Origin of the sequence: Pelobium manganitolerans, from assembly GCF_003609575.1 — a bacterium.
Classification (GTDB): Bacteria; Bacteroidota; Bacteroidia; order Sphingobacteriales; family Sphingobacteriaceae; genus Pseudopedobacter; species Pseudopedobacter manganitolerans.
Map to the genome: position 1 here is coordinate 212,215 of NZ_MBTA01000023.1, position 23,108 is coordinate 235,322.

General features: G+C 41.1%; 23 protein-coding genes. 14 read left to right on the forward strand and 9 right to left on the reverse strand.

The window, feature by feature from the left end; translation table 11 throughout:
- Positions 1-4: 4 nt before the first annotated feature.
- The 7 genes from BCY91_RS09535 to BCY91_RS09565 all read left to right on the forward strand — a co-directional run bounded on the left by BCY91_RS09535 (position 5) and on the right by BCY91_RS09565 (position 8,821).
- The gene (locus BCY91_RS09535) at positions 5-3,490 is read left to right on the forward strand and encodes a malectin domain-containing carbohydrate-binding protein (protein WP_120181717.1); all 3,486 of its coding nucleotides are present in this window, start codon (positions 5-7) and stop codon (positions 3,488-3,490) included.
- A 6-nt stretch (positions 3,491-3,496) separates the two neighbouring features.
- A complete protein-coding gene (locus tag BCY91_RS09540) occupies positions 3,497-4,258 on the forward strand; it encodes an SDR family NAD(P)-dependent oxidoreductase (RefSeq protein WP_120181718.1) in 762 nt (253 codons plus the stop codon).
- A 96-nt stretch (positions 4,259-4,354) separates the two neighbouring features.
- Positions 4,355-5,209, forward strand: a complete 855-nt coding sequence (locus BCY91_RS09545) for a fumarylacetoacetate hydrolase family protein (RefSeq protein WP_120181719.1) — start codon at positions 4,355-4,357, stop codon at positions 5,207-5,209.
- Positions 5,210-5,212: 3 nt separating this feature from the next.
- Complete coding sequence (locus BCY91_RS09550) at positions 5,213-6,226, forward strand: aldo/keto reductase (RefSeq protein ID WP_120181720.1); 1,014 nt, start codon at positions 5,213-5,215, stop codon at positions 6,224-6,226.
- A gap of 3 nt (positions 6,227-6,229) precedes the next feature.
- Positions 6,230-7,057, forward strand: coding sequence for an amidohydrolase family protein (locus BCY91_RS09555; RefSeq protein ID WP_120181721.1), 828 nt, complete (start codon positions 6,230-6,232; stop codon positions 7,055-7,057).
- A gap of 3 nt (positions 7,058-7,060) precedes the next feature.
- Positions 7,061-8,077 carry a zinc-binding alcohol dehydrogenase family protein gene (locus BCY91_RS09560; protein ID WP_120181722.1) on the forward strand — a complete coding sequence of 339 codons (1,017 nt, stop codon included), beginning with the start codon at positions 7,061-7,063 and terminating at the stop codon, positions 8,075-8,077.
- A 240-nt stretch (positions 8,078-8,317) separates the two neighbouring features.
- The gene (locus BCY91_RS09565) at positions 8,318-8,821 is read left to right on the forward strand and encodes a very short patch repair endonuclease (RefSeq protein ID WP_120181723.1); all 504 of its coding nucleotides are present in this window, start codon (positions 8,318-8,320) and stop codon (positions 8,819-8,821) included.
- A gap of 72 nt (positions 8,822-8,893) precedes the next feature.
- Here the strand turns inward: BCY91_RS09565 and BCY91_RS09570 are convergent, their stop codons facing one another.
- On the reverse strand, positions 8,894-10,693 hold the full coding sequence (locus tag BCY91_RS09570; RefSeq protein ID WP_120181724.1) for a hypothetical protein: 1,800 nt from the start codon (positions 10,691-10,693) through the stop codon (positions 8,894-8,896).
- A gap of 140 nt (positions 10,694-10,833) precedes the next feature.
- Here BCY91_RS09570 and BCY91_RS09575 point away from each other — a divergent pair, with 140 nt between their 5' ends.
- The 5 genes from BCY91_RS09575 to BCY91_RS09595 all read left to right on the forward strand — a co-directional run bounded on the left by BCY91_RS09575 (position 10,834) and on the right by BCY91_RS09595 (position 15,967).
- Complete coding sequence (locus BCY91_RS09575) at positions 10,834-12,018, forward strand: PAS domain-containing sensor histidine kinase (RefSeq protein ID WP_120181725.1); 1,185 nt, start codon at positions 10,834-10,836, stop codon at positions 12,016-12,018.
- Between the two features lie 52 nt (positions 12,019-12,070).
- A complete protein-coding gene (locus BCY91_RS09580; RefSeq protein WP_120181726.1) occupies positions 12,071-13,117 on the forward strand; it encodes a response regulator in 1,047 nt (348 codons plus the stop codon).
- A gap of 108 nt (positions 13,118-13,225) precedes the next feature.
- Positions 13,226-14,281: a 2-hydroxyacid dehydrogenase gene (locus tag BCY91_RS09585; RefSeq protein WP_120181727.1), complete on the forward strand. Its 1,056-nt coding sequence runs from the start codon at positions 13,226-13,228 to the stop codon at positions 14,279-14,281.
- Between the two features lie 26 nt (positions 14,282-14,307).
- Positions 14,308-15,672, forward strand: a complete 1,365-nt coding sequence (gene hemN, locus BCY91_RS09590; protein WP_120181728.1) for an oxygen-independent coproporphyrinogen III oxidase — start codon at positions 14,308-14,310, stop codon at positions 15,670-15,672.
- A 79-nt stretch (positions 15,673-15,751) separates the two neighbouring features.
- On the forward strand, positions 15,752-15,967 hold the full coding sequence (locus BCY91_RS09595; protein ID WP_120181729.1) for a hypothetical protein: 216 nt from the start codon (positions 15,752-15,754) through the stop codon (positions 15,965-15,967).
- 295 nt (positions 15,968-16,262) lie between these two features.
- Here the strand turns inward: BCY91_RS09595 and BCY91_RS17605 are convergent, their stop codons facing one another.
- Positions 16,263-16,418: a hypothetical protein gene (locus BCY91_RS17605; RefSeq protein WP_182995348.1), complete on the reverse strand. Its 156-nt coding sequence runs from the start codon at positions 16,416-16,418 to the stop codon at positions 16,263-16,265.
- 99 nt (positions 16,419-16,517) lie between these two features.
- Positions 16,518-17,096 (reverse strand): Crp/Fnr family transcriptional regulator, encoded by a 579-nt coding sequence (locus BCY91_RS09600; protein WP_120181866.1) that lies wholly within the window; start codon positions 17,094-17,096, stop codon positions 16,518-16,520.
- 185 nt (positions 17,097-17,281) lie between these two features.
- On the opposite strand from BCY91_RS09600, the gene BCY91_RS09605 reads away from it, so the two are divergent.
- Both BCY91_RS09605 and BCY91_RS09610 read left to right on the forward strand, forming a co-directional pair.
- Complete coding sequence (locus BCY91_RS09605) at positions 17,282-17,656, forward strand: DoxX family protein (RefSeq protein WP_120181730.1); 375 nt, start codon at positions 17,282-17,284, stop codon at positions 17,654-17,656.
- Positions 17,649-18,119: a VOC family protein gene (locus BCY91_RS09610; RefSeq protein ID WP_120181731.1), complete on the forward strand. Its 471-nt coding sequence runs from the start codon at positions 17,649-17,651 to the stop codon at positions 18,117-18,119. Before BCY91_RS09605 ends, BCY91_RS09610 begins: the two co-directional genes overlap by 8 nt.
- Before the next feature lie 27 nt (positions 18,120-18,146).
- Here BCY91_RS09610 and BCY91_RS09615 read toward each other — a convergent pair whose 3' ends face one another.
- From BCY91_RS09615 to BCY91_RS09640, 6 genes are all read right to left on the reverse strand, one after another.
- Positions 18,147-18,542 carry a hypothetical protein gene (locus tag BCY91_RS09615; protein WP_147387929.1) on the reverse strand — a complete coding sequence of 132 codons (396 nt, stop codon included), beginning with the start codon at positions 18,540-18,542 and terminating at the stop codon, positions 18,147-18,149.
- Between the two features lie 411 nt (positions 18,543-18,953).
- Complete coding sequence (locus BCY91_RS09620; RefSeq protein WP_120181733.1) at positions 18,954-19,607, reverse strand: nucleotidyl transferase AbiEii/AbiGii toxin family protein; 654 nt, start codon at positions 19,605-19,607, stop codon at positions 18,954-18,956.
- A complete protein-coding gene (locus BCY91_RS09625) occupies positions 19,608-20,111 on the reverse strand; it encodes a helix-turn-helix transcriptional regulator (protein WP_120181734.1) in 504 nt (167 codons plus the stop codon). It abuts the gene before it with no gap.
- A 346-nt stretch (positions 20,112-20,457) separates the two neighbouring features.
- Positions 20,458-20,910: a DUF4172 domain-containing protein gene (locus BCY91_RS09630; RefSeq protein ID WP_120181735.1), complete on the reverse strand. Its 453-nt coding sequence runs from the start codon at positions 20,908-20,910 to the stop codon at positions 20,458-20,460.
- Between the two features lie 216 nt (positions 20,911-21,126).
- Positions 21,127-22,431, reverse strand: a complete 1,305-nt coding sequence (locus BCY91_RS09635) for a sensor histidine kinase (protein ID WP_120181736.1) — start codon at positions 22,429-22,431, stop codon at positions 21,127-21,129.
- Positions 22,428-23,105 carry a response regulator transcription factor gene (locus BCY91_RS09640; protein WP_120181737.1) on the reverse strand — a complete coding sequence of 226 codons (678 nt, stop codon included), beginning with the start codon at positions 23,103-23,105 and terminating at the stop codon, positions 22,428-22,430. Before BCY91_RS09640 ends, BCY91_RS09635 begins: the two co-directional genes overlap by 4 nt.
- Between the last annotated feature and the right edge of the window lie 3 nt (positions 23,106-23,108).

The window sequence follows — 23,108 nt, forward strand, 5'->3', positions numbered from 1 at the left end:
TAACATGAGAATAAAATTTGGCCTGTTCGTTATTTTCTGTGCTTTAACCTTCACGGGATATACGCAAACAAGGCAATACATTAGTCTTAACCAAAATTGGCGAACGGCCTTGGATTCTGAAAACACGGTAGTTACCAAGCAACAAAGTTCTGCTACTTATAATGACAGCCAGTGGAAGAAAACGGATGTTCCGCATAATTGGGACAGCTACGGCGGTTACCGCCGTTTGGTACATGGTAATTTGCACAGCAATGCTTGGTACCGCAAAAAGTTTAAGGTAAAAGCTGGTGCCGATAAAAAACTGTTTCTGTTTTTTGAGGGTGTAGGTTCTTATGCCACTGTGTGGCTAAACGGCAAACAAATTGGCAAGCATGCCGGTGGCAGAACCACTTTTACCTTAAACGCCAGCGAAGCCATTTACCGCGACGGGCGCGAGAACGTTTTAGCCGTTTATGCAGCGCATCCGGCAGAAATTAGAGACTTGCCCTGGGTTTGCGGCGGTTGCTCTGATGAGCGCGGCTTCTCGGAAGGTTCGCAACCTTTGGGTATTTTCCGTCCGGTAACTCTAATCATCAGCAACCCGGTTAAGGTAGAGCCTTTCGGCGTGCACGCATGGAACGATACTACCGTTAATAAAAGCAACAGCACCGTACACCTTTCGGCCGAAATAAAAAACTACCAAAACAAAGCCGGAAGCTTTACGCTGGAACAGCAGTTTCTAACGCGCGATGGCCGTCTAATGAAATCTGTTCGACAAAAAGTATCGCTAAAAGCGGGGCAAAGTAAAACGCTGAAACAAAGCTTCGAGAACTTGAACAATGTACAGCTGTGGGATTTAGAAAATCCGTACCTCTATAAAATAGTCACCAACGTCCGCTCGGGTCGCAAAATTATAGATACCGATACTTTAAACTATGGTATCAGGTGGGTAAGCTGGCCAAAATCGGCAACAGCCAAAGACAAGCGTTTTTTCTTAAACGGGAAACCGGTATTTATTAATGGCATTGCAGAATATGAACATGCCATCGGCTACAGCCATGCCTTTACGCCAGAGGAAATAAAATCGCGTATTGCGCTGTTACAACAAGCCGGTTTTAACGCTTTTCGCGATGCACATCAGCCGCATAATTTGCTTTACGGCAATTTGATGGAGGAAAAGGGCATTTTATGGTGGACACAGTTTTCGGCGCATATCTGGTTTGATAATCCCGAGTTTAAAGCCAATTTTAAATCGCTCTTGCGCGATTGGGTAAAAGAACGCCGCAGTAACCCGGCGGTTGTGATGTGGGGTTTGCAAAACGAAAGCCGTGTGCCCAAAGAATTTGCCGAAGAATGTACGCAGATTATCCGCGAAATGGATCCTACGGCATCAACGCAGCGTTTGGTGACTACCTGTAATGGTGGCGAAGGGACAGATTGGGACGTGCCACAAAACTGGACGGGCACTTACGGCGGCAACCCTGCAACTTATGGTGAAGATTTAAAACGCCAGGTTTTAGTGGGCGAATATGGCGCTTGGCGCACTTTAGATTTACATACCGAAGGCGCTTATGACCAAAACGGCATTTACAGCGAAGACCGCATGTGCCAGTTGATGGAGCAAAAAGTGCGTTTGGCAGATTCGGTGAAAAACGAGGTAAGCGGCCATTATTTTTGGTTGTACAATTCGCACGATAACCCCGGCCGTGTACAAGGGGGCGAAGGTTACCGCGAGTTGGACGCCATTGGCCCTGTAAACTATAAGGGTTTGTTTACCTCTTGGGGCGAACCAACGGACGTGTATTACATGTACAAATCTAACTTTGCGCCCAAAACCCAGCCTATGCTTTACATTGCATCGCATACTTGGCCAAACCGTTGGTTAAAACCCGGCTTAAAAGATGGTATTGTGGTTTATTCAAATTGCGATGAGGTGGAGCTTTTTAACGATATAGATGGAACTTCTTTAGGTAAACAAAAACGCGGTAAACTGGGCACGCACTTCACTTGGGATAAAGTGGATATAAAATACAATGTGCTTTATGCCATAGGTTATGTAAATGGCAAAGCCGTGCTTAAAGACACAGTTGTGTTGCAGCATTTACCGCAATCGCCAAATTTTACGGCGATGCAAAACGACAAAAATTACCTAAAAGCCGAAGCCAATTTTAATTATTTGTACCGCGTAAACTGTGGAGGTGGCGATTATACGGATAAGTTTGGGCAGTTATGGCATGCAGACGTTAACCGCAAAAGTGACGATACTTGGGGTTCAACATCATGGACGGCCAACTATAAAGATATGCCGGCTTATTTTGCCAGTCAGCGCCGGGTTTTTGACCCTATTAAAAACACCCGTGATTGGCCTTTGTTCCAAACTTTCCGTTACGGACGAGACGAGCTGAAGTATGAGTTTCCTGTTGCAAATGGCGAGTACTTGGTAGATTTGTTCTTTATTGAGCCGTGGATTGGCGGTGGCGACTTAAACAGCCACGCCGGTGCAAGATTGATGAACGTTGCCGTAAATGACAGCATTTACTTGAAAGATTTGGACATTTGGCAAGAAGCAGGGCACGATGCCGCGTTAAAGAAAAGCATTAAGGTTAAGGTGGAAAACGGTTTATTAAAGCTTCATTTTCCGCAGGCAAAAGCTGGCCAAGCTTTAATTTCTGCCATTGCCATTGCAAGCTTAAATCCGAATACGAAAGCGGCACCGGCATCAAAAGCAGTAGTGCAAGCATCTGATAAATTTAAAAATGCGCAATGGTTAGATTTAGGCGCACAGGTTTACACCGATCAACAAATTTTATTTAGTGCCTTAGCCCCTAAACTTTTTGGTGCCACATTTTTGCAGGCCAAACAATCAACGCCGGTGCAATCTTTCGTGTTAAATGAAGGCGCCGACGTTTATTTAGCGCTCAAGTCATCGGCGAAAGCCAAAACCCCAAAAGATTTTGAGGACACCAATAGCACTTTACAAACCGATGAAAACGGCGGTACCATTTACCAGCTTTACCGCAAAAGATACGCGCAGGCGCAAAGCGTAAATTATCCGCTTTTTAGCGATGATTATTTGTTATTCGCGCTCCCAATCTCGAAATTAGAGCCCGCGTATGATTTAAAGCCATCTAAAGATTACAAACCGGAAGTTGCTAAGTATGATGCAAGTTTGAAACTGGAAACGCGTTTAAAATACGAAACTTTAACTTTTACAGACCGCAGTAAAGCTTGGTTAAGCTGGACTTTTGACACCGGCGTAGCAGATGTTTACTCCTTAACTTTGAGGTACATTAACAGCGCAAGCGCAGATATAAAAGTTAAACTGCAACTATTTTCGGCAGATGGTACGCTGATGAAAGAGGAAGTAGCCTCGCTTTCGCCCTCTTTAGAGGGGAAATGGAGCTATTTTACCACCACCACCGGCAGTATGATTAACGCAGGAACGTACACGCTTAAAATTTCGACGCCGGATGCGGATGGTTTAAGCGTTTCAAAATTAACGGTACAATAAAAAACAATGTTTAGTTTAAAAGGAAAATCGGCAGTAATTACAGGGGGTGGCAGCGGTATTGGCAAGGCCATTTCGCTGTTATTTGCCAAACAGGGCGCAACCGTGCATATTATCGAGTTAAATACAGCTTCCGCAGATGAAACCGTAAAGGAAATTAGCGCTTACGGAGAGGCTTTTGCACACAGTTGCGATGTAGCTAATCAACAACAGGTGAAGCGGGTTTTTAACGAGATTGGCAAAATAGATATTTTGGTAAACAATGCGGGTATTGCGCATATTGGCAAAGCCGACACTACCGAGGAAGCAGATTTTGACCGCGTTTACCAAGTGAACGTGAAAGGCGCATATAACTGCTTTTATGCCGTACTACCAATAATGAAACAAAACGGGGGCGGGGCAATTTTAAACACCGCATCCATTGCGTCTGTCGTTGGTATTGCCGATCGTTTTGCCTACTCGATGAGCAAAGGCGCTATTTATGCCATGAGCATGTCTGTTGCGCGAGATTATATGGCAGATAACATCCGCAGCAATAGCATTTCGCCGGCGCGCATTCACACCCCTTTTGTAGATGGTTTTATCGCTAAAAATTATCCCGATAACCAAGAAGAAATTTTCGAAAAACTTTCTAGAAGTCAGCCGATAGGCCGTATGGGCAAACCAGAAGAGGTTGCGGCTTTGGCATTGTACCTTTGCTCGGACGAAGCCGGCTTCATTACCGGTTGCGATTACCCGATAGACGGCGGTTTTATAAAATTGAACAATTAACAAGAATCAAGATTTTAAGACACAAGAATTAAGACCATAGACCGCGGCCGACTGACCGCCGACTTCGGACAAATAACAAAATAAAAGCAATAACAAATGAAATTAATTAGATACGGAAACATTGGCGCCGAAAAACCCGGCGTTTTGATAGACGGAAAGCGCTTTGATACCTCGGGCTTTACCAAAGATTACAACGAAGAATTTTTTGCAGAAGGCGGACTTCAGAAATTAGAAGATTATGTGAAAAACAACCAACTGCAAGAAGTTGCGTCCGACGAACGTTGGGGAAGCCCCGTTGCACGTCCCTCAAAAATTCTTTGTATAGGTTTAAACTATCGCGCCCACGCAGAAGAAACCGGTGCCGCTATTCCGGCAGAACCGGTAATTTTTATGAAATCCAGTACTTCTTTGGCTGGTCCTTATGATGATGTGATTATTCCAAAAGGATCAGAAAAAACGGATTGGGAAGTAGAGTTGGCTGTAGTAATCGGGAAATACGCATCGTACGTTGAAGAAAAAGATGCGATGGATTACGTGGCAGGTTATGTTTTGCATAACGATGTTTCTGAGCGCGCCTTCCAGCTAGAGCGTGGCGGAACATGGGATAAAGGAAAAGGCTGTAACACCTTTGCACCTTTAGGTCCTTTTATGGCGTCGAAAGACGAGATAAAAGACCCGCACAATTTACGCCTATGGTTAAAGTTAAACGGCAAAACCGTGCAAGACAGCTCAACTGCCGACTTTATTTTTGACATTCCGCACATGATTTCTTACGTGAGCCAATTTATGGCACTGTTGCCGGGCGATGTTATTTCTACCGGAACACCTCAAGGCGTGGGTATGGGCATGCGTCCAAATCCAATTTACTTAAAAGCAGGTGATGAGATGGAATTGGGTATTGATGGTTTGGGCTCGTCTAAACAAAAAGCAGTTGCTTACACCAAATCGTAACAGATGAATACGGCGCTAAAAATCCCGAGAATTATTTTAGGAACCAGCAACTTGGGCAATTTATATCAGGCTTTGCCATACCAGCAAAAGCTGGGTATTGTGAGGGCTGCGGTAAAAGAAAACCCGCACTTTCCGGTGTTTGACACCGCAGGCAAGTATGGCGCAGGTTTAGCTCTGGAAAGTTTGGGGAAATGCTTAAAAGACTTAGGTGTTAAGCAAAACGAGGTGATCATTAGCAACAAGCTGGGCTGGTTGCGCAAACCCTTAACCACGCCCGAACCTACTTTTGAGCAAGGTGTTTGGAAAGATATTGAGTTTGATGCTTACCAAGACATTAGCTACGATGGGATTTTAAAGTGCTTTGAGCAAGGTAACGAGCTGTTAAACGGTTACATTCCGCAGTGGGTTTCTGTGCACGACCCTGATGAATATTTGGCCAGCGCAAAAACCGAGGAAGAGCGGAAGCAAAAGTTCAATGATATTTTGGAGGCTTATAAAGCGTTGCAAAAGCTTAAAAGTGAGGGCAAAGTGCAAGCTATAGGAGTGGGCGCAAAAAACTGGAAGGCCATCCAAGAAATTGCTTCGCATGTGGATTTGGATTGGGTGATGTTTGCAAACAGCCTAACCTTATACAGTCACCCACAAGAGCTGATTGATTTTATGGAATCTTTAAGCGCTAAAGGCGTGCTTATCATCAACTCGGCGGTATTTAACGGTGGCTTTTTAACCGGAAGCGATTATTTTAACTATCAGCTGTTAGACCGAGAGAAAGACAAAGAGGCCTACCAATGGCGAGATCGCTTTTATGAAATTTGCGAAAAACACAGCATCAGCCCGGCGCAAGCTTGTGTGTACTTCGGTTTGCACGCTAAAGGTGTAGATAGTATTGCCTTAAGCAGTAGCTCGCCAGAACGCACCGCTAAAAATTTGCGTTTGGAAGATGTAAAAATAGACGATGCTTTTTGGGACGAGCTAAAGGCAGAAGGTTTGTTGGAAAAGGATTATCAAATTGGATAGCAAATGAGGATTGATTCGCACCACCATTTTTGGATTTTTGACCCGGTAAGAGACGCGTGGATTAACGATGAGATGCAAGAAATTAAACGCGATTTTTTGCCGTCAGATTTAGAACCTGTTTTAAAAGAACATGGTTTTGATGGCTGCGTAAGCGTGCAGGCCGACCAAAGCGAAGCGCAAAACGATTTTTTACTCGGCTTTGCCAAAGAACATCCGTTTATTAAAGGCATAGTGGGTTGGGTTGATTTGCAGAGCAATGCGATTGAAGAACGCTTGGCGTACTACGCCGAAGAGCCTTTATTAAAAGGTTTTAGGCACGTTTTGCAGGGCGAAGCGCAGCGCGATTTCATGCTACGTCCGGCATTTAAAAACGGCATATCGCTGTTAGGAAAATATGGTTTCACTTACGATATCCTCATTTTCCCCGACCAATTAAAATTTTCTGAAGAATTGGTGAAAGCTTTCCCGAACCAAAAATTTGTGATAGACCATATTGCCAAACCAGAAATCAAAAACCAAAAAATGAACGGTTGGGATACCGATATCCGCGCCATAGCGCAACACGAGAATGTTTTTTGTAAAGTATCTGGAATGGTTACCGAAGCCGATTTTAAAGGATGGAAGCCTCAAGATTTTGAACCTTATTTGGATGTAATTTTTCAAAGCTTTGGTACAAAACGCTTAATGTACGGATCCGATTGGCCGGTTTGCAACGTGGCAGGCGGTTATACCAAAGCCTTAAACATCCTTGAGAATTATACAGAAAAGCTTTCTGAAAACGAGAAAGCACAGTTTTTTGGAGCTAACGCCGTTGGCTTCTACAATTTATAAATCATGAAAGTTTTAGTATGTAAAAACCCGGGCCAGTTTGAGTATCAGCAGATGGAACAACCAAAAGCCGAGAAAGACCATGCCTTGGTTAAAATAAAAAGAATTGGCATTTGCGGTACAGATTTGCATGCGTTTGAAGGTACGCAACCTTTCTTTAGCTACCCGCGAATTTTAGGTCACGAATTAGCCGGTGAGCTGGTAGATTTTGACAATGCGCCCGGTTTTGAAAAAGGCGAGGCGGTCACTTTTATCCCTTATTTCTCTTGCGGAAACTGCATCGCCTGTCGCCAAGGCAAACCCAATTGCTGTGCTAACATAAAGGTGTTTGGTGTGCATGTGGACGGCGGCATGGCAGAGTATGTTAGCGTACCGTCTAAATATTTGTTGCATGGCAAAGGTTTAAGTTTTGATGAATTGGCTTTAGTAGAACCTTTAGCTATTGGCGCCCACGGGGTTAGGCAGGCAAATGTGCAGGCTGGCGAATTTGTGCTGGTGGTAGGTGCGGGGCCCATTGGCTTAGGAATCATGGAATTTGCTAAAATTGCCGGCGCTAAAGTTATTGCTTTAGACGTTAACGATATGCGCCTGGACTTTTGCAAAAAAGAGCTAGGCGTGCATGCAACTGTTAATGCGTTACACGCAGATGTTGTGGCCCAACTTGCGGAAATTACCGGCAGAGATATGCCTACGGTTGTGATTGATGCTACCGGAAATTTACGCGCCATCAATAACGGAATAAATTATTTGGCGCACGGCGGCCGTTATGTACTCATCGGTTTGCAAAAAGAAGCTTTTTCTTTTAATCACCCGGAGTTTCACAAGCGCGAGACTACCTTGATGAGCAGTCGCAATGCTACCACGGTAGATTTTGAGCACGTCATTGATTCGATGCAGAAAGGTTTGGTAAATCCGCAAACCTACATTACGCACCGCGTTGCTTTTGAAGAGGTGAAAGATGAGTTTGCCTCATGGCTCGACCCAAAAAAAGGGGTGATTAAAGCAATGGTGAGTTTGGATTAGCTTTCGCAGATTTTTTGAAATAATAATGGAACGGGCTTTTGCCCGTTTTTTTGTTTCTGATGGTTGATATGATTTGGTTTAAGGCCCATTTTTGAAAGGTAAAAACGCATCGGACTTTAATCCGCTCTTATGGAAACCTAACAGCATTGTAATCCAAGAATTGGTTTTTTAGGGGTAAGGATTATTTTTGGAACAACGGCTTGGCTTTTGTTTAATTATTTTGGAAAACACTTGGCAATAATGGCTTCTAAACCTTATAAAGACCCTTACGAAATCATCAAAGTTCCGCGCTTTGAAGAAGCAGAGGGTTTTTATACCAGCCCCAAGCGGAGCCGGAACATGAGCCGGATACGCTCGAAAAACAGTAAACCCGAGCTGCTTTTCCGTCGCGCGTTGTGGGCTGCCAATATCCGTTTCCGTAAACATGTTAAAACTTTGCCGGGCACGCCCGATGTGGTTATCAAAAAATATCGCTTAGCCATATTTGTTGACGGCAGTTTTTGGCATGGCTACCAATGGGAGCAACGCCGCGAGAAACTAAAAAGCAACCGCGCATTTTGGATTCCGAAAATTGAACGTAACATGCAACGCGACGCTATAAACCGCCAAAATTTAGAAAGCAAAGGTTTTACGGTAATGCGGTTTTGGGACCATGAAGTGCTTCAGAATTTACAGGCCTGCGTAAACCAAGTGAAGCTTTATATAGAAACGGCTAAAGTGGTTAAGATACCTTGGGGAGAATAATTGCAAGTCGAACAAAAAAACGGCAAGGACCACAATAGCCCTTGCCGGATAAACGATTAATCACAATTTATTTTAAGCTGTTGCCAGCATTCCGTTTTTGATCTCTACAATTTTGGCTTCAAACTCGCGCAGATGCTCAAAAAAATCGTTTTTTGAAGGCGCATTCAGATTTAAGAAGTCCGACGCTAGATTTTTATAATAGCCAATACCGTTTTGCAACTGCGCAATAAAGTTGTTAATACTTTTTTCTTTTTTAGCATTCATCTCTTTAAAATTGGTTTCAATATCCTTGCGTAAATACTCTACATAAAGCTTAAGCTCGTTGATAAACATATGCGGACGTTTTACGCCCTCTAACAAATTAATGCGGCCGTAAATATGGTTTACCATTTGCTCTAACTTGTATGGTCCTTTAAAGAAAGCCAAATTTGGGCCTGGGCATATAGCTACGGCTTTGTTTTCTTTTGGTTTTAGGATGTCTTCTTTAATGTAGTACGAGTTTACTAAGCCCTCGCATAAACAAAGTTTCTCTGTAATGGCATCAAATTTTTGTTGATATTCCGCTTCGTTTAAACCTTGCTTTTGCAGTTCCTTAATTTTTAGGTTTTGATACTTGCGCGATGCCGTGCAGATTGGTTCGCTAGTAAACTCGGTGTTTGATACCAAAAACTTTTTGGTACAGGGACTGCCCGGCCGGCCGTCTGCAATACGTTGTAAGCGCTGTTTTTCTGCACCGCTTTTTTTAAAGTTGTTAAAAGGAATGCCCAAGGGCGATGCGCCGCTCACGTAAAAGTCTTCTTCTTCGGCTTCTGCCAAATCATTCAACGTATCTAAATCTACCGCGGTTACCTCTGGCACCATCAAAAACGGACTGCCCCAGCCGGTTGCGTCAAGCTGGTAATATTGCATTAAAAACTCGTTTTCGCTGGCCGTACCAATACCGCCCTGTACAGAAATTTTCATGCTTGGCGCTGCCACAATTTCTATTTCTTTGGCAACTAAAGCTTTTTGGTAAAGGTCAAAAAGTTCGGCAATCATTTCGTTTTTCTTTTGCTTAAACTCTTCTAAAATTGGGCCCAGTAAAAATCCTTCGGTAGCAAATGCGTGACCGCCACAGTTTAAACCCGATTCTATCCTAAACTCCGAAATCCAGATGCCGCGTTTGGCTAAAAATTTTGCTTGTATAAATGCCGAGCGGAAATCGCTCACCTTTAAAATGATTTTCTTCTTCAACTTTGCCTCACTGTCCGGCAAAAAGTCGGCGAAGTTATCAAGGTAAGCGTACAAACGCGGGTTCATCCCGGCAGAAAGCACCACAGAAGATTGCAGTTTACTTTGGGCAAAACCGCGTAAAGAAGCCAAGGCATCACTGTAAATTTCTTCGCGCAGTTCCCCTTTTTCATTAACGTTCATCTTGTCTACCTTCGCCATAATGTTTACATCAATTTTACCTTTCACCAACTGCTTTTTAAGCGCTGCGGTCAGCTTTTCTTTCTCAGGTAAGTCTGTTGTGGCTGCTAACGTTTCGTATTGCTTGCGAAGTGGGCTATCAGCAGGCAAAAGCTCAAAATAAATGTTTAGCTTACTGTTTGTTGCAAAATCCGAATTTTTGATGCGCTCAAATTCTTCATCCACCAAATCTTGCATCAGATTTAAATAGGCTGTAATACGTCTGGCTCGGGAATCCTCGGCTTTGTCGCTTATTTCTTCATAAACTCTTCCTGTTTTTTTACAATAATTCGCCCTAATCCGTTCAATGGCGATATCATCCACAATTGAAGCCACAGAAGAAATGCCATAGGGCGCAACTTTTATCGGCGTATCAACGGTGTATCCTAAACCTAAAACAGGAATATGAAAAGTATGACTCATGCTAGCTTTTTTAATTTACGAAATACGCAAAAACCAGCTTTTCAAAATATGACGAAAATCATTTTCAAAATTAAGTTAGGTCAACTAATCGGCTGCAATAAAATAGGGTAAACCGTCAAAATCTCTTATTTTTAGCCCCCATGGAAAAACAAGCTTTGCTAAACGCCATTATAGAAAATGCTATCGACGGTATCATCACCATTGACGATCGCGGTTTGGTAGAATCCATCAATCCATCTGGCTGCAGATTATTTGGTTACGAGGCAAGCGAAGTGCTGGGCAAAAATATTTCCATGCTGATGCCCGAGCCGGACGCATCCCGCCACGACGGATATTTAGAACGTTACCAAAAAACTAAAGTCCCACATATTATAGGCATTGGGCGCGAGGTTAAAGGCTTAAAAAAAAATGGCGAAGTATTTCCATTTAGGTTGGCCGTAAGCGAGGTGCAATACGCGGGGCGCAAAGTTTACTCGGGCATTATACACGATTTAACGAGGCAAAAAAATGCCGAAGAACAACTGTTGCTTTATACCAATAAGCTAGAGGTACTGGTAGAGGACCGTACGGTTGAGCTACAATCTATGGTGAAGCAAATTCAAGATGCTAAAGAAGAGGTGAGTATCTCTTTAGAAAAAGAACGCGAGCTAAACCAGTTGAAAAGTCGCTTTGTTTCTATGGCATCGCACGAGTTCCGCACGCCTTTAAGCTCCATACAACTTTCCGCATCCTTAATAGATAAATACACGCAAGAGTATCAGAACCAAAATATCCAAAAACACATTAATAAAATAAAGAATGCGGTGGGTAATTTGGCCACTATTTTAAACGATTTTTTATCGCTAGAGCGTTTAGAGACCGGTGTAGTTACGCCTTTGCCAGAGGAAGTAGATTTGGTGAAATTTTCTGAAGAAATTACAGAAGAATTGCAGATGGTAGCCAAACAAAACCAAAGTATTATTTACCAGCACACCGGCACCAAAAGGATGGTGAAAACGGATATTAACTTACTTAAGAACTGCATCATCAATTTAATTGCAAACGCCATTAAGTACTCTGGCGAAAACACTTTTATCGAGTTTAATACAGAAATTACCGATACCAATTATTACATCACCATAAAAGATAACGGCATCGGCATTCCCGTATCGGAACAGAAGCATTTATTTGAAGCGTTTTTTAGAGCGCATAACACCGGTAGTATTCCCGGTACAGGCTTGGGGCTTAACATTGTGGACCGCTACATTAAATTGATGTTTGGCCGGATTGAGTTCAAGAGCGAAGAAAATAAAGGCACAACCTTCACATTAATTTTCGATATTTAAACACCTTATAACGTATAATTTATTTTTGGCCTAAAATCGTCCATACAACAAAATGAAGCAGACCATATTAATTATTGAAGACAATACCGATATCCGCGAAAGCACAGCGGAAATTCTGGAGTTGGCAGGTTACCATACCATCACCGCAGAAAACGGAAAACTAGGTGTCGAGCTGGCTCAAAAGCAATTGCCGGCATTAATTATTTGTGATATTATGATGCCCGAGCTCGATGGTTATGGCGTTTTGTATTTGTTGAGCAAACAGCCTGAAACAGCGGTTATCCCTTTTATATTTTTAACCGCAAAAACCGAGCGTATTGATATGCGTAAAGGAATGGAAATGGGAGCAGACGACTACCTAACCAAGCCTTTTGATGATATGGAACTGCTTAACGCGATAGAAGGGCGTTTGGCCAAACAGCAAAAACATCAAGATTTTTATAGCCAAGGTTTGCGCAAACTGGAAGATTTTTCGGAAAGTGTGAACGATTTTGAAGGTTTAAAAAGATTGCTGGCTTCTAAAAAAGTACGCAGTTTAAAAAAAGGACAGCTTTTATATTTTGATGGCGACACCTCGCAAGGCATTTACTTGGTTTTAACAGGTAAAGTGAAAATCAGTAAAATTACCGAAGACGGGCGCGAGCTGGTAACAGCTATCCACTCTGCCGACCAATATTTTGGGATTTACGATGCTTTGGTTAGCCGCACGCACACCGAGAACGCCGAAGCCGTGGAAGAAAGTACGGTATGTCTTTTATATAAAGAACAGCTCGACGATATTTTACAGCGCAACGCCAATTTGGCGATGCAATTTATCCATTTGCTTTCCGAGACCGTACACGAAAAAGAAGAACAGCTGATACAAATGGCTTACCACTCGGTACGTAAACGATTGGCAGAAACCTTGTTGCGCGTAAGTGAGATTAACGGTAGCGAAACCTTTAAAATATCGCGGAACGATTTAGCGGCGATGGCCGGCATGGCTACAGAAACGGTTAGCCGTACCCTTAGCGATTTTAAAGAAGAACATTTATTGGATAAAAAAGGCGCCGAAATTAGCCTGCTTTCCGTAGAGAAATTGCGGAAAATGAAAAACTGATTTTAATCATTTCTGCTGCTGACTGCTCTCATTACAAAGCCCTAAGCTTTGGCCTAAATTTGTTTATTCATAAGCTAAAAATAGCTGTGAGTAAAGAAAGAATCTGGTATGAAAGCAGTTGTTTATAGTATTAAGCCTTTTGAGAAGGAGTATCTGGCGAAAGCCAATGAGAAGAAGCATGATATCACGCTGATATCAAACCCGCTAGGTATTGATACCGTAAGCTTTGCCCAAGGAAAAGATGCCGTGGTGGTTTTTACCAATGACGATGTTAGCGCCCCGGTAATAGAAAAACTGAAAAAATTTGGCGTAAAATATATCGCCACACGTTCTGTAGGGCTTGATCATATCGATTGCGATTATGCTACGCAAGCGGGAATTAAAATTGCCAATGTCCCTTCTTACTCGCCACAAAGTATTGCAGAGCATGCCGTAGCCTTAATGATGGCCTTAAACCGAAAAATTTTCTTGGCGATACAAAATGCTAAAGAGTTTAATTTTAGTTTAGATGGTTTGCAGGGCTTTACCATGTATGGCAAAGTGGTAGGATTAATCGGTTTTGGGGCGATAGCACAATATTTGGCTCGCATTCTTCATGGTTTTGGTTGCACCGTTTTGGTGTACGATCCTTACTGCCAAGATTTTCCGGAATATGTAAAACAGGTAAATTTAGACGAGCTTTATCGCCAGTCAAACATCATTTCTTTGCATACCCCTTTAACTGCACAAACCAAGCACATCATTAATACAGAAAGCATTAGTAAAATGCGTAAAGATGTAATGCTTATTAATACCGGCCGTGGCGCTTTAATTAATACTGTCGATTTGTTGCACGCCATCCGAAACGGCCGTATTGGTTCTTTTGGTGCAGATGTTTACGAAAATGAAAAACGTCTGTTTTTTGAAGATCATCATAACGATGAGCACAAAGACCAGCTTTTGCAGAGTTTGATGAACATGCCGAACGTTATTGTAACCCCTCACCAAGCTTTTTTAACTACGGAAGCTTTACGGGATATTGCCGCGCAGACCATCAAAAACCTGGACCATTGGCAACTAGGGGAGTGCACTGGCGAATCTTGCGCCTGCACCGTGGAGTGTGAGGATAGTAAGAAAAACCGGGAGAAGCCAATAAAGCCCATCGGCGTCGATATTATGTACTAAACATCGCAAGCTAAAAACTTTGAGCTATGCAAATCCAATCTTTAATTGAAAAATACGCTGGCGCTGTGCCTCGTTATACCAGTTACCCAACCGTTCCGTATTGGGATGCGGATACTTTTAACAAAGAAACCTGGCTCCAGCACGTAAAAGAAAGCTTTAACCAAAGTAATGCAATAAGTGGTATAAGCTTGTACATCCATTTACCCTATTGCGAAAGTTTATGTACCTATTGCGGTTGCAATACGCGTATCACTAAAAACCACGCGGTAGAAAAACCTTATATTAAGGCGGTAGCAAAGGAGTGGGAGCTTTACAAAGCGCTTTTTGATACCAAACCCGTTATTAAAGAATTGCACCTAGGTGGTGGCACGCCTACCTTTTTTAGTCCAGAACACCTTCAAAACCTCATCGAATCCATTTTAAGCGCTTGCACTTTGCATCCCGACGCCGAGTTTTCTTTTGAGGCTCACCCGGCAAACACCACGGTAGAGCATTTAAACGTATTGTACAAGCTAGGCTTCAAAAGGTTAAGCTTAGGCATTCAGGATTTTGACCCTAAAGTGCAAGCCATTATTAACCGATATCAAACTGTTGAGCAGGTAAATCATGTGCACAGCAACGCTAAAGACATTGGCTACAACTCCATCAATTACGATCTGATTTACGGCTTGCCACTGCAAACTTTAAGCGGCTTAGAGAAAACCATCAACTCGGTGATAAAGTTAAGCCCAGATCGTATTGCTTTTTACGGCTACGCGCATGTACCTTGGGTAAAACCCGGTCAGCGTAAATTTACTGAAGCCGATTTGCCAAACACTCAAGAACGCCAAGCTTTGTATGAGCTTGGACGTAAAATGCTGATTGAAGCAGGCTATCGCGAAATTGGTATGGATCACTTTGCGCTTAGCACCGACAGCTTGTACCAAGCACAAGAAATGGGCAAACTGCACCGCAACTTTATGGGCTATACCCATCAATACACGCAGCTGATGATTGGCTTGGGCGTTTCGTCCATCAGCGATACATGGACGGCGTTTGCACAAAACGTAAAAAAGGTAGAAGATTATTTAAAGTTGATTGCGGAGAATGAAATCCCGGTAGTAAAAGGGCACATATTAACGGAAGAAGATTTGTTAATGCGCAAGCATATTTTAAGCCTGATGTGTAAAAGCAAAACCGCTTGGAGCCATTCCGATTTATTAAACGACAGTTTTAGAAATAGTTTGGATTTGTTGCCGGCTTTGGCCGAGGACGGATTAATTTGCATTAACGAACGCGCCATAAACGTGACTAAAACCGGTGAACGCTTTTTAAGGAATATTTGCGCTGTTTTTGATGCGCGTTTGCAGGCCAGCACTTTGCAAGAAAATATTTTCAGCAACGGAAACTAACATCTAAAGCTTTAATCTCCTTTGGCTTATTCTTTGTAAAAGTATATCAACAAATTGTTGAATTTAAATACATTTTACCATGGATTTCAGAGACCCAAATGTAGATGCCATTAGCAATACCGTGCTGGTGTTAGCCGTTATTTATCTAGTAATTTGTTTCGCTATAGCCTGGATTTGGGGACGTAAAAGGCGGGTCGGCTTTTTATGGTCGTTCGTGTTTTCGGCGCTGATGACACCTATTGTGGGCTTAGCCATCATTTTAGCGGGTAAAAAAAGAGATCAGGAGTATCTTTAGTTCTTTAGTTGGATTTGTTTGTCTTGAACAAGGAGTAAAGAATAAGGAGTAAAGATATCGTAGATCTCTTGTGCCGATGAACTCGGTGAGCCTGATGAACTCATTATGACCCATGTACTAACAACTCAGTGAACTATTGGCTCAATGAACCAAAACAGTACAAGGAGTAAAGAATAAGGAGTAAAAATGTCGTATGCCTCTTATACCGATGAACTCCTATGTACTAAACAACTCTAACTCAATGAACTTGTTCCTAATGAACTCAATGAACTCATTTAACTAACCGCTCCCTAAATTAATCTTTGCTGTTCACTTTTTCTTTTTCTTGCGCGCCGCTCGGTTTTTCATGTCGTTTGGTAAGTGCGCTTTTATTAGGTTTTGCGGTTACGCTGGCAGCTTCTTCTTCGCGCTCGCGCATTTTTTCGTCCTGTACTTTTTTAATGCTTTTCATGATTTATTATATCGAGGTTTTCCAAATAAATCAAAAGCTGTGCCTGATGAATAGGGGTAAGGAATAAGGAGTAAGAAATAAAGATAAGTTAGCGTTTATTTAAGCAGATACCAGATCTTTACGGATGCGACTTAAAGAAGTATCTGCAATGCCTAAATAAGAAGCAATATATTTTAAAGGCGCTTGGCGGATGATTTGCGGGCGATGTTGCATCAAATGCAGGTAACGCGTAGAAGCCGATTGCGTAATCATCTCAACGGAGCGTTGTTGAATTTCAAAAAGCTTGGCCGACATCCACTCTCGTCCCCATTCGCGCACAGATTCTAAGCTGTGGTATAAGTACTGAAAATTTTCAAAATCAATTTTCCATACCAGGGCATCTGTAACAGCCTGAATGTTTTGTACAGACGGTAAGCGCTGGAACAAAGAGGAAACCTCATTTGCAATTTCGTTTTCACAAGTGAATTGCGTAGTTATTTCATTGCCATTAAAATCATTCACGTAAAAACGGATTAAACCCTGCTCAACTAAATAGTAAGCATTGGCTGTTTTGCCTTCGCACAGCAAAAGCTCGTTTTTAGCGATTTTAACTGGTTGGTGTAATTCGATAATTTGTTGCATATCAGCTTCGGTAAAAAGCGGATGTTTATAAACCTGATGAAAAACGGAGGTGCTCATAATTGCGCTTAAATATAAAAATAAAAAAGTCGGATTTACGTGCCAAACTAAATCATCCGAAAACCAACAGCGCAATTTCTTGTCATAAGTCAAGTTGACTTTAATTGCTCATATCTTAACTTTAAAACCGTAAAAAAGCAGTCTCCAACAAACTAACCAACTGCCTCCTAACCAACTAGAATGTCATGAAAAAAAACAAAGTCATTTTCTGGATTGCCACCATAATCATCGCCCTTTGGGAAGGGCTAATGCCAATTGCCACTTGGATTTTTGCGCCAGAATACCTTACCGTAGGCACAAAAGCGCTTTTTTATCCTGATTATTTTGCCAAAGCCCTCGTTATTGCAAAAGTGTTGGGCGTTCTGGCAATTTTATATCGTCACACACCGGCAAAAATAAGAGAGTGGGCCTATGCCGGGCTGTCGTTTAACCTCATATTTGCTTTCATTAGCCATGCTTGTGTTGACCAAAACATAGCTTATATGCTGATGCCACTCGCTTTCTTGGCCATTTTAGCTTTGTCGTACTTTTGCCAATCAAAAATTCAGTATAATGGATAAATCTCAAAAAATAATCCCTAACCTTTGGTTTGACGGTAACGCCAAAGAAGCCGCCGACTATTATCTATCGATATTTAAAGACGGCAAAATACTGCAAACCACTTATTATCCCAATTCGGAAGCGGAGGGTTTGGCTGATTTTCAAAAAGATTTAGCCGGAAAGGTGCTCACCGTTGAGTTTGAGATTTTGGGTATGCGCTTCATCGGCATTAATGCAGGTCCGGAGTTTAAGTTTACCGAAGCCATTTCAATGATGATTCCTTGCAAAAACCAAGAAGAAATTGACTTTTACTGGGATGCGCTCACTGCAAATGGAGGCGAGGAAAGTGTGTGTGGCTGGTTAAAGGATAAGTTTGGCTTAAGCTGGCAGATATGTCCCGAAAACTGGGACGACACGCTGAAAAAGCCCGGAGCCTTCAAAAAAATGATGGGCATGAAAAAATTGATCATAGCCGATTTTTGACGTTTTCTCAATTTAAGTTTAAGCCGGTTAGGGTGTGTCGTAAGAATTTACAGCAGTAGCTTTGCCGTTTTTACACACGATAGATTGCGGGGGACTTACGAACATACAGTCGGATATGGCGCCGTATTTAGCATTATAATCTCGTTGCTTTTTCGTATATAACTGCACTTTATTTAGAAATGCAACCGTATCTATATTTACCGAGTAAAGCACATATTCTGTAGGTCCGCCACAGGCCTTTGCACCCAAGGCAGTGGCTCTCCACTCAGAACCGTCGCTGCAAATTACACTTTCAGACATTGATTTAATAGCTGCATACAAGCTGGCAAGTACTTTCTCATCATTTGCTTTATTGGATTCTTTATTGCTACAAGCCATGATTAGGAGAGTGATGATTAGAGTAAATAAAAATTTTGGTGCCATATTTTTTCTTTTTTTAGACTGATACGTACTGGAGTCAGTTAATGCGACAGCGGTAAAAAATAGATAGTTTTAGCCTGAGGTGTATCCGCCACTTTTTGCGTCTCCGGTTACCAAAACAGAATTTTGATAGTTATGATTTCGCACAGATGAATGTAGGCAAATTTGAGTAATATACTTTGGGTTTGATTGGTACGATAAAAAACAAAAAACCCGCTAAATCCTGAGATTTGCGGGTTTCTGATTCATTCTGACTGGTATCTAGTCGGGATGGCAGGACGGTTAAATCCTTCCGCAAATATTTATATATCAATAAATTGAATGAGCGTTACGATAGCTACTCACTGTTTTACTCACATGAAGTTTAGTAGCTGTTGGTTCAAATTTAATTATTCTATTTCTATAATACAACTACTAATCATTGTTAGAATTTGCTATAGCGTCTTCAAAATCTTCTTTTATAAAAACCCACTCTTTTCCTCGTAAACAGATTGGAGTCAAATCAGCCTCTGCCTCACTGAAATTTGTGAAATTTTCTCTTATCATCTTTTCATCATGAGTCCATTCAAATCTTTGCTGGTGAAGAGCAAGCATTTGATTGATATCATAGCGAGGTAATACTTCATGTAAATCCCAAAAATCTTTCTTTCTTCCGCCTCTCTGGATAATATCCACTTTCATGGCTATAATCTCTTCCAAACTTGCCATTCTGATTCCTTCTTCGTCAACAGCATTCTGAAAAAAAGGATCCATCGAATAGTACAGATCCAACTTGACAACTTCTTCAGAAGATTTCCCGACAAGATATGACCTACCAAGTCCAGGATTTCCCCCAAAATCTCCGCCTACATGAGCGAAACTTTTTCGAAGCATTTTGTCAATATCTTCAAAGTTAATAGACCCATAAGCAGCGTCCGTAAAAAGATCAATGTCAATAGACATACGGTGACCAAGATGTAAACTCATTGCAGTACCCCCAACCAGCCTAAATTCCTTTAGCTCTTCCGTATTCATCAGCATTAATAATGCTTCCTTCAAAAGTGTCTCAACGGTGTTCCAATAAAGCATTTAATTAGTCTTAACGTGGTCAAGGACTTTCAAAGAGGTTTCAGGATAATTTGCCCCGATCGCTTCGGTCACTTTTTGCGCTCCATAGAATCTAATCATTTCTTTTTTTTCTCCTTCATTCCCTCTTTCAAACACTCTTTTTATAACAGCTTTAGATTGCCTGTTCCAATTTATTTTCTCGATGTCAGTATCCCAAAAAAGAGCACTTCTAAGCAGGGAGAGGTCTGGTCCAGCTTCGTTTTCTAGCTTTGATTTTTCTTTCTCTATCTCATAATAAGCCTGCAAAACAAGCATGGTTCCTTCTTCGAGTTCCAGTGCTTTATCTATTTTTAAAGATAAAGCTGGCGTAATACCGCGTCTTCCTTTCGTGATTTCATTTAAGGTCTGTGGATATTCTTTTAAAGAGATTGCAAAAGGCGCTTTTTTAAGCTTTCTTTTTTTAAGCTCTCTCTCCAGAATCACTCCTGGGTGTATACCTTTATATTTATCTATTGAGATTTGCATATTCAAATATAAACAAATTTGTTTATATTTTTTTCGATTTCTCTAATCACAAAATTCATAAACCGATTTGGCATTTCGCAGAATTCTCAGTTAGTATCTAAAAGCATTCATCCATCAACATAGCAAAACCTTATAAATTATTAAGGATTGAGATAAAAGAAAAGACGCTGATTAGAGAAATTAACCTGAAACAATTACCTGGACAACTGGAGAAGCCTGAAGGCTTATGTCCAACTACAGAAAATAGGTCGGATTGGTGCCAATCTTTAGAAAGCCCGATTTTAAAAACTTTTCCATTTCAATAGCAACAACTGCCGAAGGAGGTGATTCATAATGCACCACTTCTCTACCGCAGGCGCCAGAGATTATCTGCATGGGTGCTTCTCCCTGTCGCCAAAGCCGGGATTACTTTTTGGTTATGCTCCAACAAAAGGTGGTGCCAGTGGCATAACAAATCTGCCGTTAAAGGAACAGCTGTTTTTTGATTTATCTCAACCATCAGCTTAGCTACGCCCGAAGCTCTTTTGTCTTTGACTTCCGGATTTTGATGAAGGCTCAGATTGTTTTTAAGGGAAGACATTACATCTTCCCGACTCATGTACTCGCCTTCTATTTCAGAGGTTTTGATAGCTTCTTCAATCAGCATTTCCAATAAGGTTTCCTGCTTTAGCTCGTCGTTTAAACCAGTCAGCAAACCGTTTACAACACCAAATTCCTGCGCAAAAGCGACGGCGATTTCTTGAAGTCTCTCTACAGAGTAAGTAAAGTTAGGCCAGTTTTTAAATTGCCAGTTGTACATGTTGAGCCGATTCTTTTTATTATTGGCTCAACATGTAATAAAAAAGTGAGCCGATTAAGTTTTTAATCGGCTCATAATTTCCAGTTAATTTAATATAACTTCTGGATGCCTTTTAGACTAAGGAAAGATTTATTAAAAATTTCCGAGCTTATTTCAAATGCTCTGATAAAGCATATGAAGTTTAATTCTAGAAATGCGTTGCCATATCGGTATCTCTCAACTAATCTTGAAAGTACTCCCTTTATTTATTTCGGAATAGACTTCGATTTTTAAGTTATGGTACACCGCAATACTTTTGACAATAGCGAGCCCCAAACCAAAGCCCACGTCTTCATTAAGGTTTGTTTTCTTGAAACGATCAAAAATCAACGACAAGTCTGCTGGCGGAATGCCAATACCGGTATCACTAATGCGTATTTCGTACGCTCCGCTATTCGACTTCCCATCTTCAATAGTTATGCTGCCTCGTTCGCGGTTAAATTTTATAGCATTATGGATGAGGTTGAAAAATAACTGAAATATCAGATCTCTGTTTACATTTTTTAGTATGGACTCTTGCGAAACGTTAAGGTGTATTTGCAAATGTTTTTCTTCTAAGCGATGGCCAATTTCATCGGTAATCTCGCTTAACAGCATAAATAAATTAACATTCTCTTTTTTAATATATTGGTCATTTTCAATTCTAGATATCAACAATAATGAGCTGGTAATGTTTTTTAGCCTACTCACTGTCTTCATCATTTCCACAATAGCAATTGATGATTTTTCATCTAAATTTTCTTCGGCAAGCAAATTCTCCATTTTGCTTTGAAGAACACTGATTGGGGTCATCAGCTCGTGAGATGCGTTAGATGTAAACTCTCTTTCTTTATAAAAGGCATCATTAATTTGGTTCATCAAATTAATTAGCGATTCATCCAAATATTTGAAGTCCGTTGTGCTGGTGATGATGCGTTTTTGTTCACTTTTAAAAGGGAATTTACTGTTGAGTAGCTTCGTTTTTATAATTCTTGAAAGCGGACGTATAATTATCCGGATAAAGGTGAGGTCTATTAATATAGTTATTACAATTAACGCTAAAAGTATATACAGTGCAAAACGCTGTAACGGTTTGTTATACTGGTCACTACGTTCGGTCGTTTTTCCAATTTCAAGTAAATAATTTTTATTTCCCTGTTTAAAGGTGTAGCTTAACACCTTATAATCCAGCGTGTCATTTTCTATCAACCGTTTGGAATCTGCAATGGTATCCATCTTAAATTTATCTGCCACGGGTAAAAGCGCAACAAATTCTTCTTTAAGCATGGTATAACTTCCGTAAGTGTCATCTCCTTGAAAATAATAATCCAACCCGTTTTTTTGGATAATGCTAAGTACCTTTTTTTTCTGCTGTTTTAAAGTGTAAGTGGTATATCTTGATTCAATCTGCTTGATCAAAAACGGTAGCGCAAGCAGAAACAATAAAACAACTACCAGCTTTGAACTGGTAATAAACAGGGTAAGTTTGGTAGATAATTTCATGATTTTTTAACTCGGTAACCTACACCACGTACAGTTTCCAACCATTCTGTTTCTGCCCAAGCATTTAATTTTTTTCTGATATTTTTAATATGGGCATCAATATAGTTAGAATCGAAATCGTCGTTTACAAAAGTTCCCCAGATATGTTCGCTAAGTTGCACCCGAGTTAACACCCGACCTTTATGTAAAAGAAGATAGCTTAATAGGTCGAATTCTTTTCGAGAAAGTTCTATAACTTGTTCTTCAAAAAGAACGAATCTTTTTGGCAGATCTACCTTAAATTGGCCAATAGAAAGCAGTTCTTCGGTAATACCAAATTTCCTTCGAGAGATTGCTTGCATCCTTGATTGTAGCTCTAACAAATAAAATGGTTTTGGTAAATAATCATCAGCACCCAAATCAAGGCCGGTAACACGGTCTTTTAAATTGCTTCTTGCCGTTATGATGATATAAGAAGCATTTGGATGACTCATTTTAGCATTTTTAAGAATTTCCAACCCGTCTCCATCAGGCAAACTTAAATCTATCAGGATAAAATCATATTGGTTTAGTTCCAAATTTTCATTTGCAGATTTTACACTGTGGGCAATATCGCAAACGTAAAAGCTCTTTTTTAAGAAAGCTTCCATCTCAAATGCCAGTGTTTTTTCATCTTCAACAATTAAAACTTTCATATT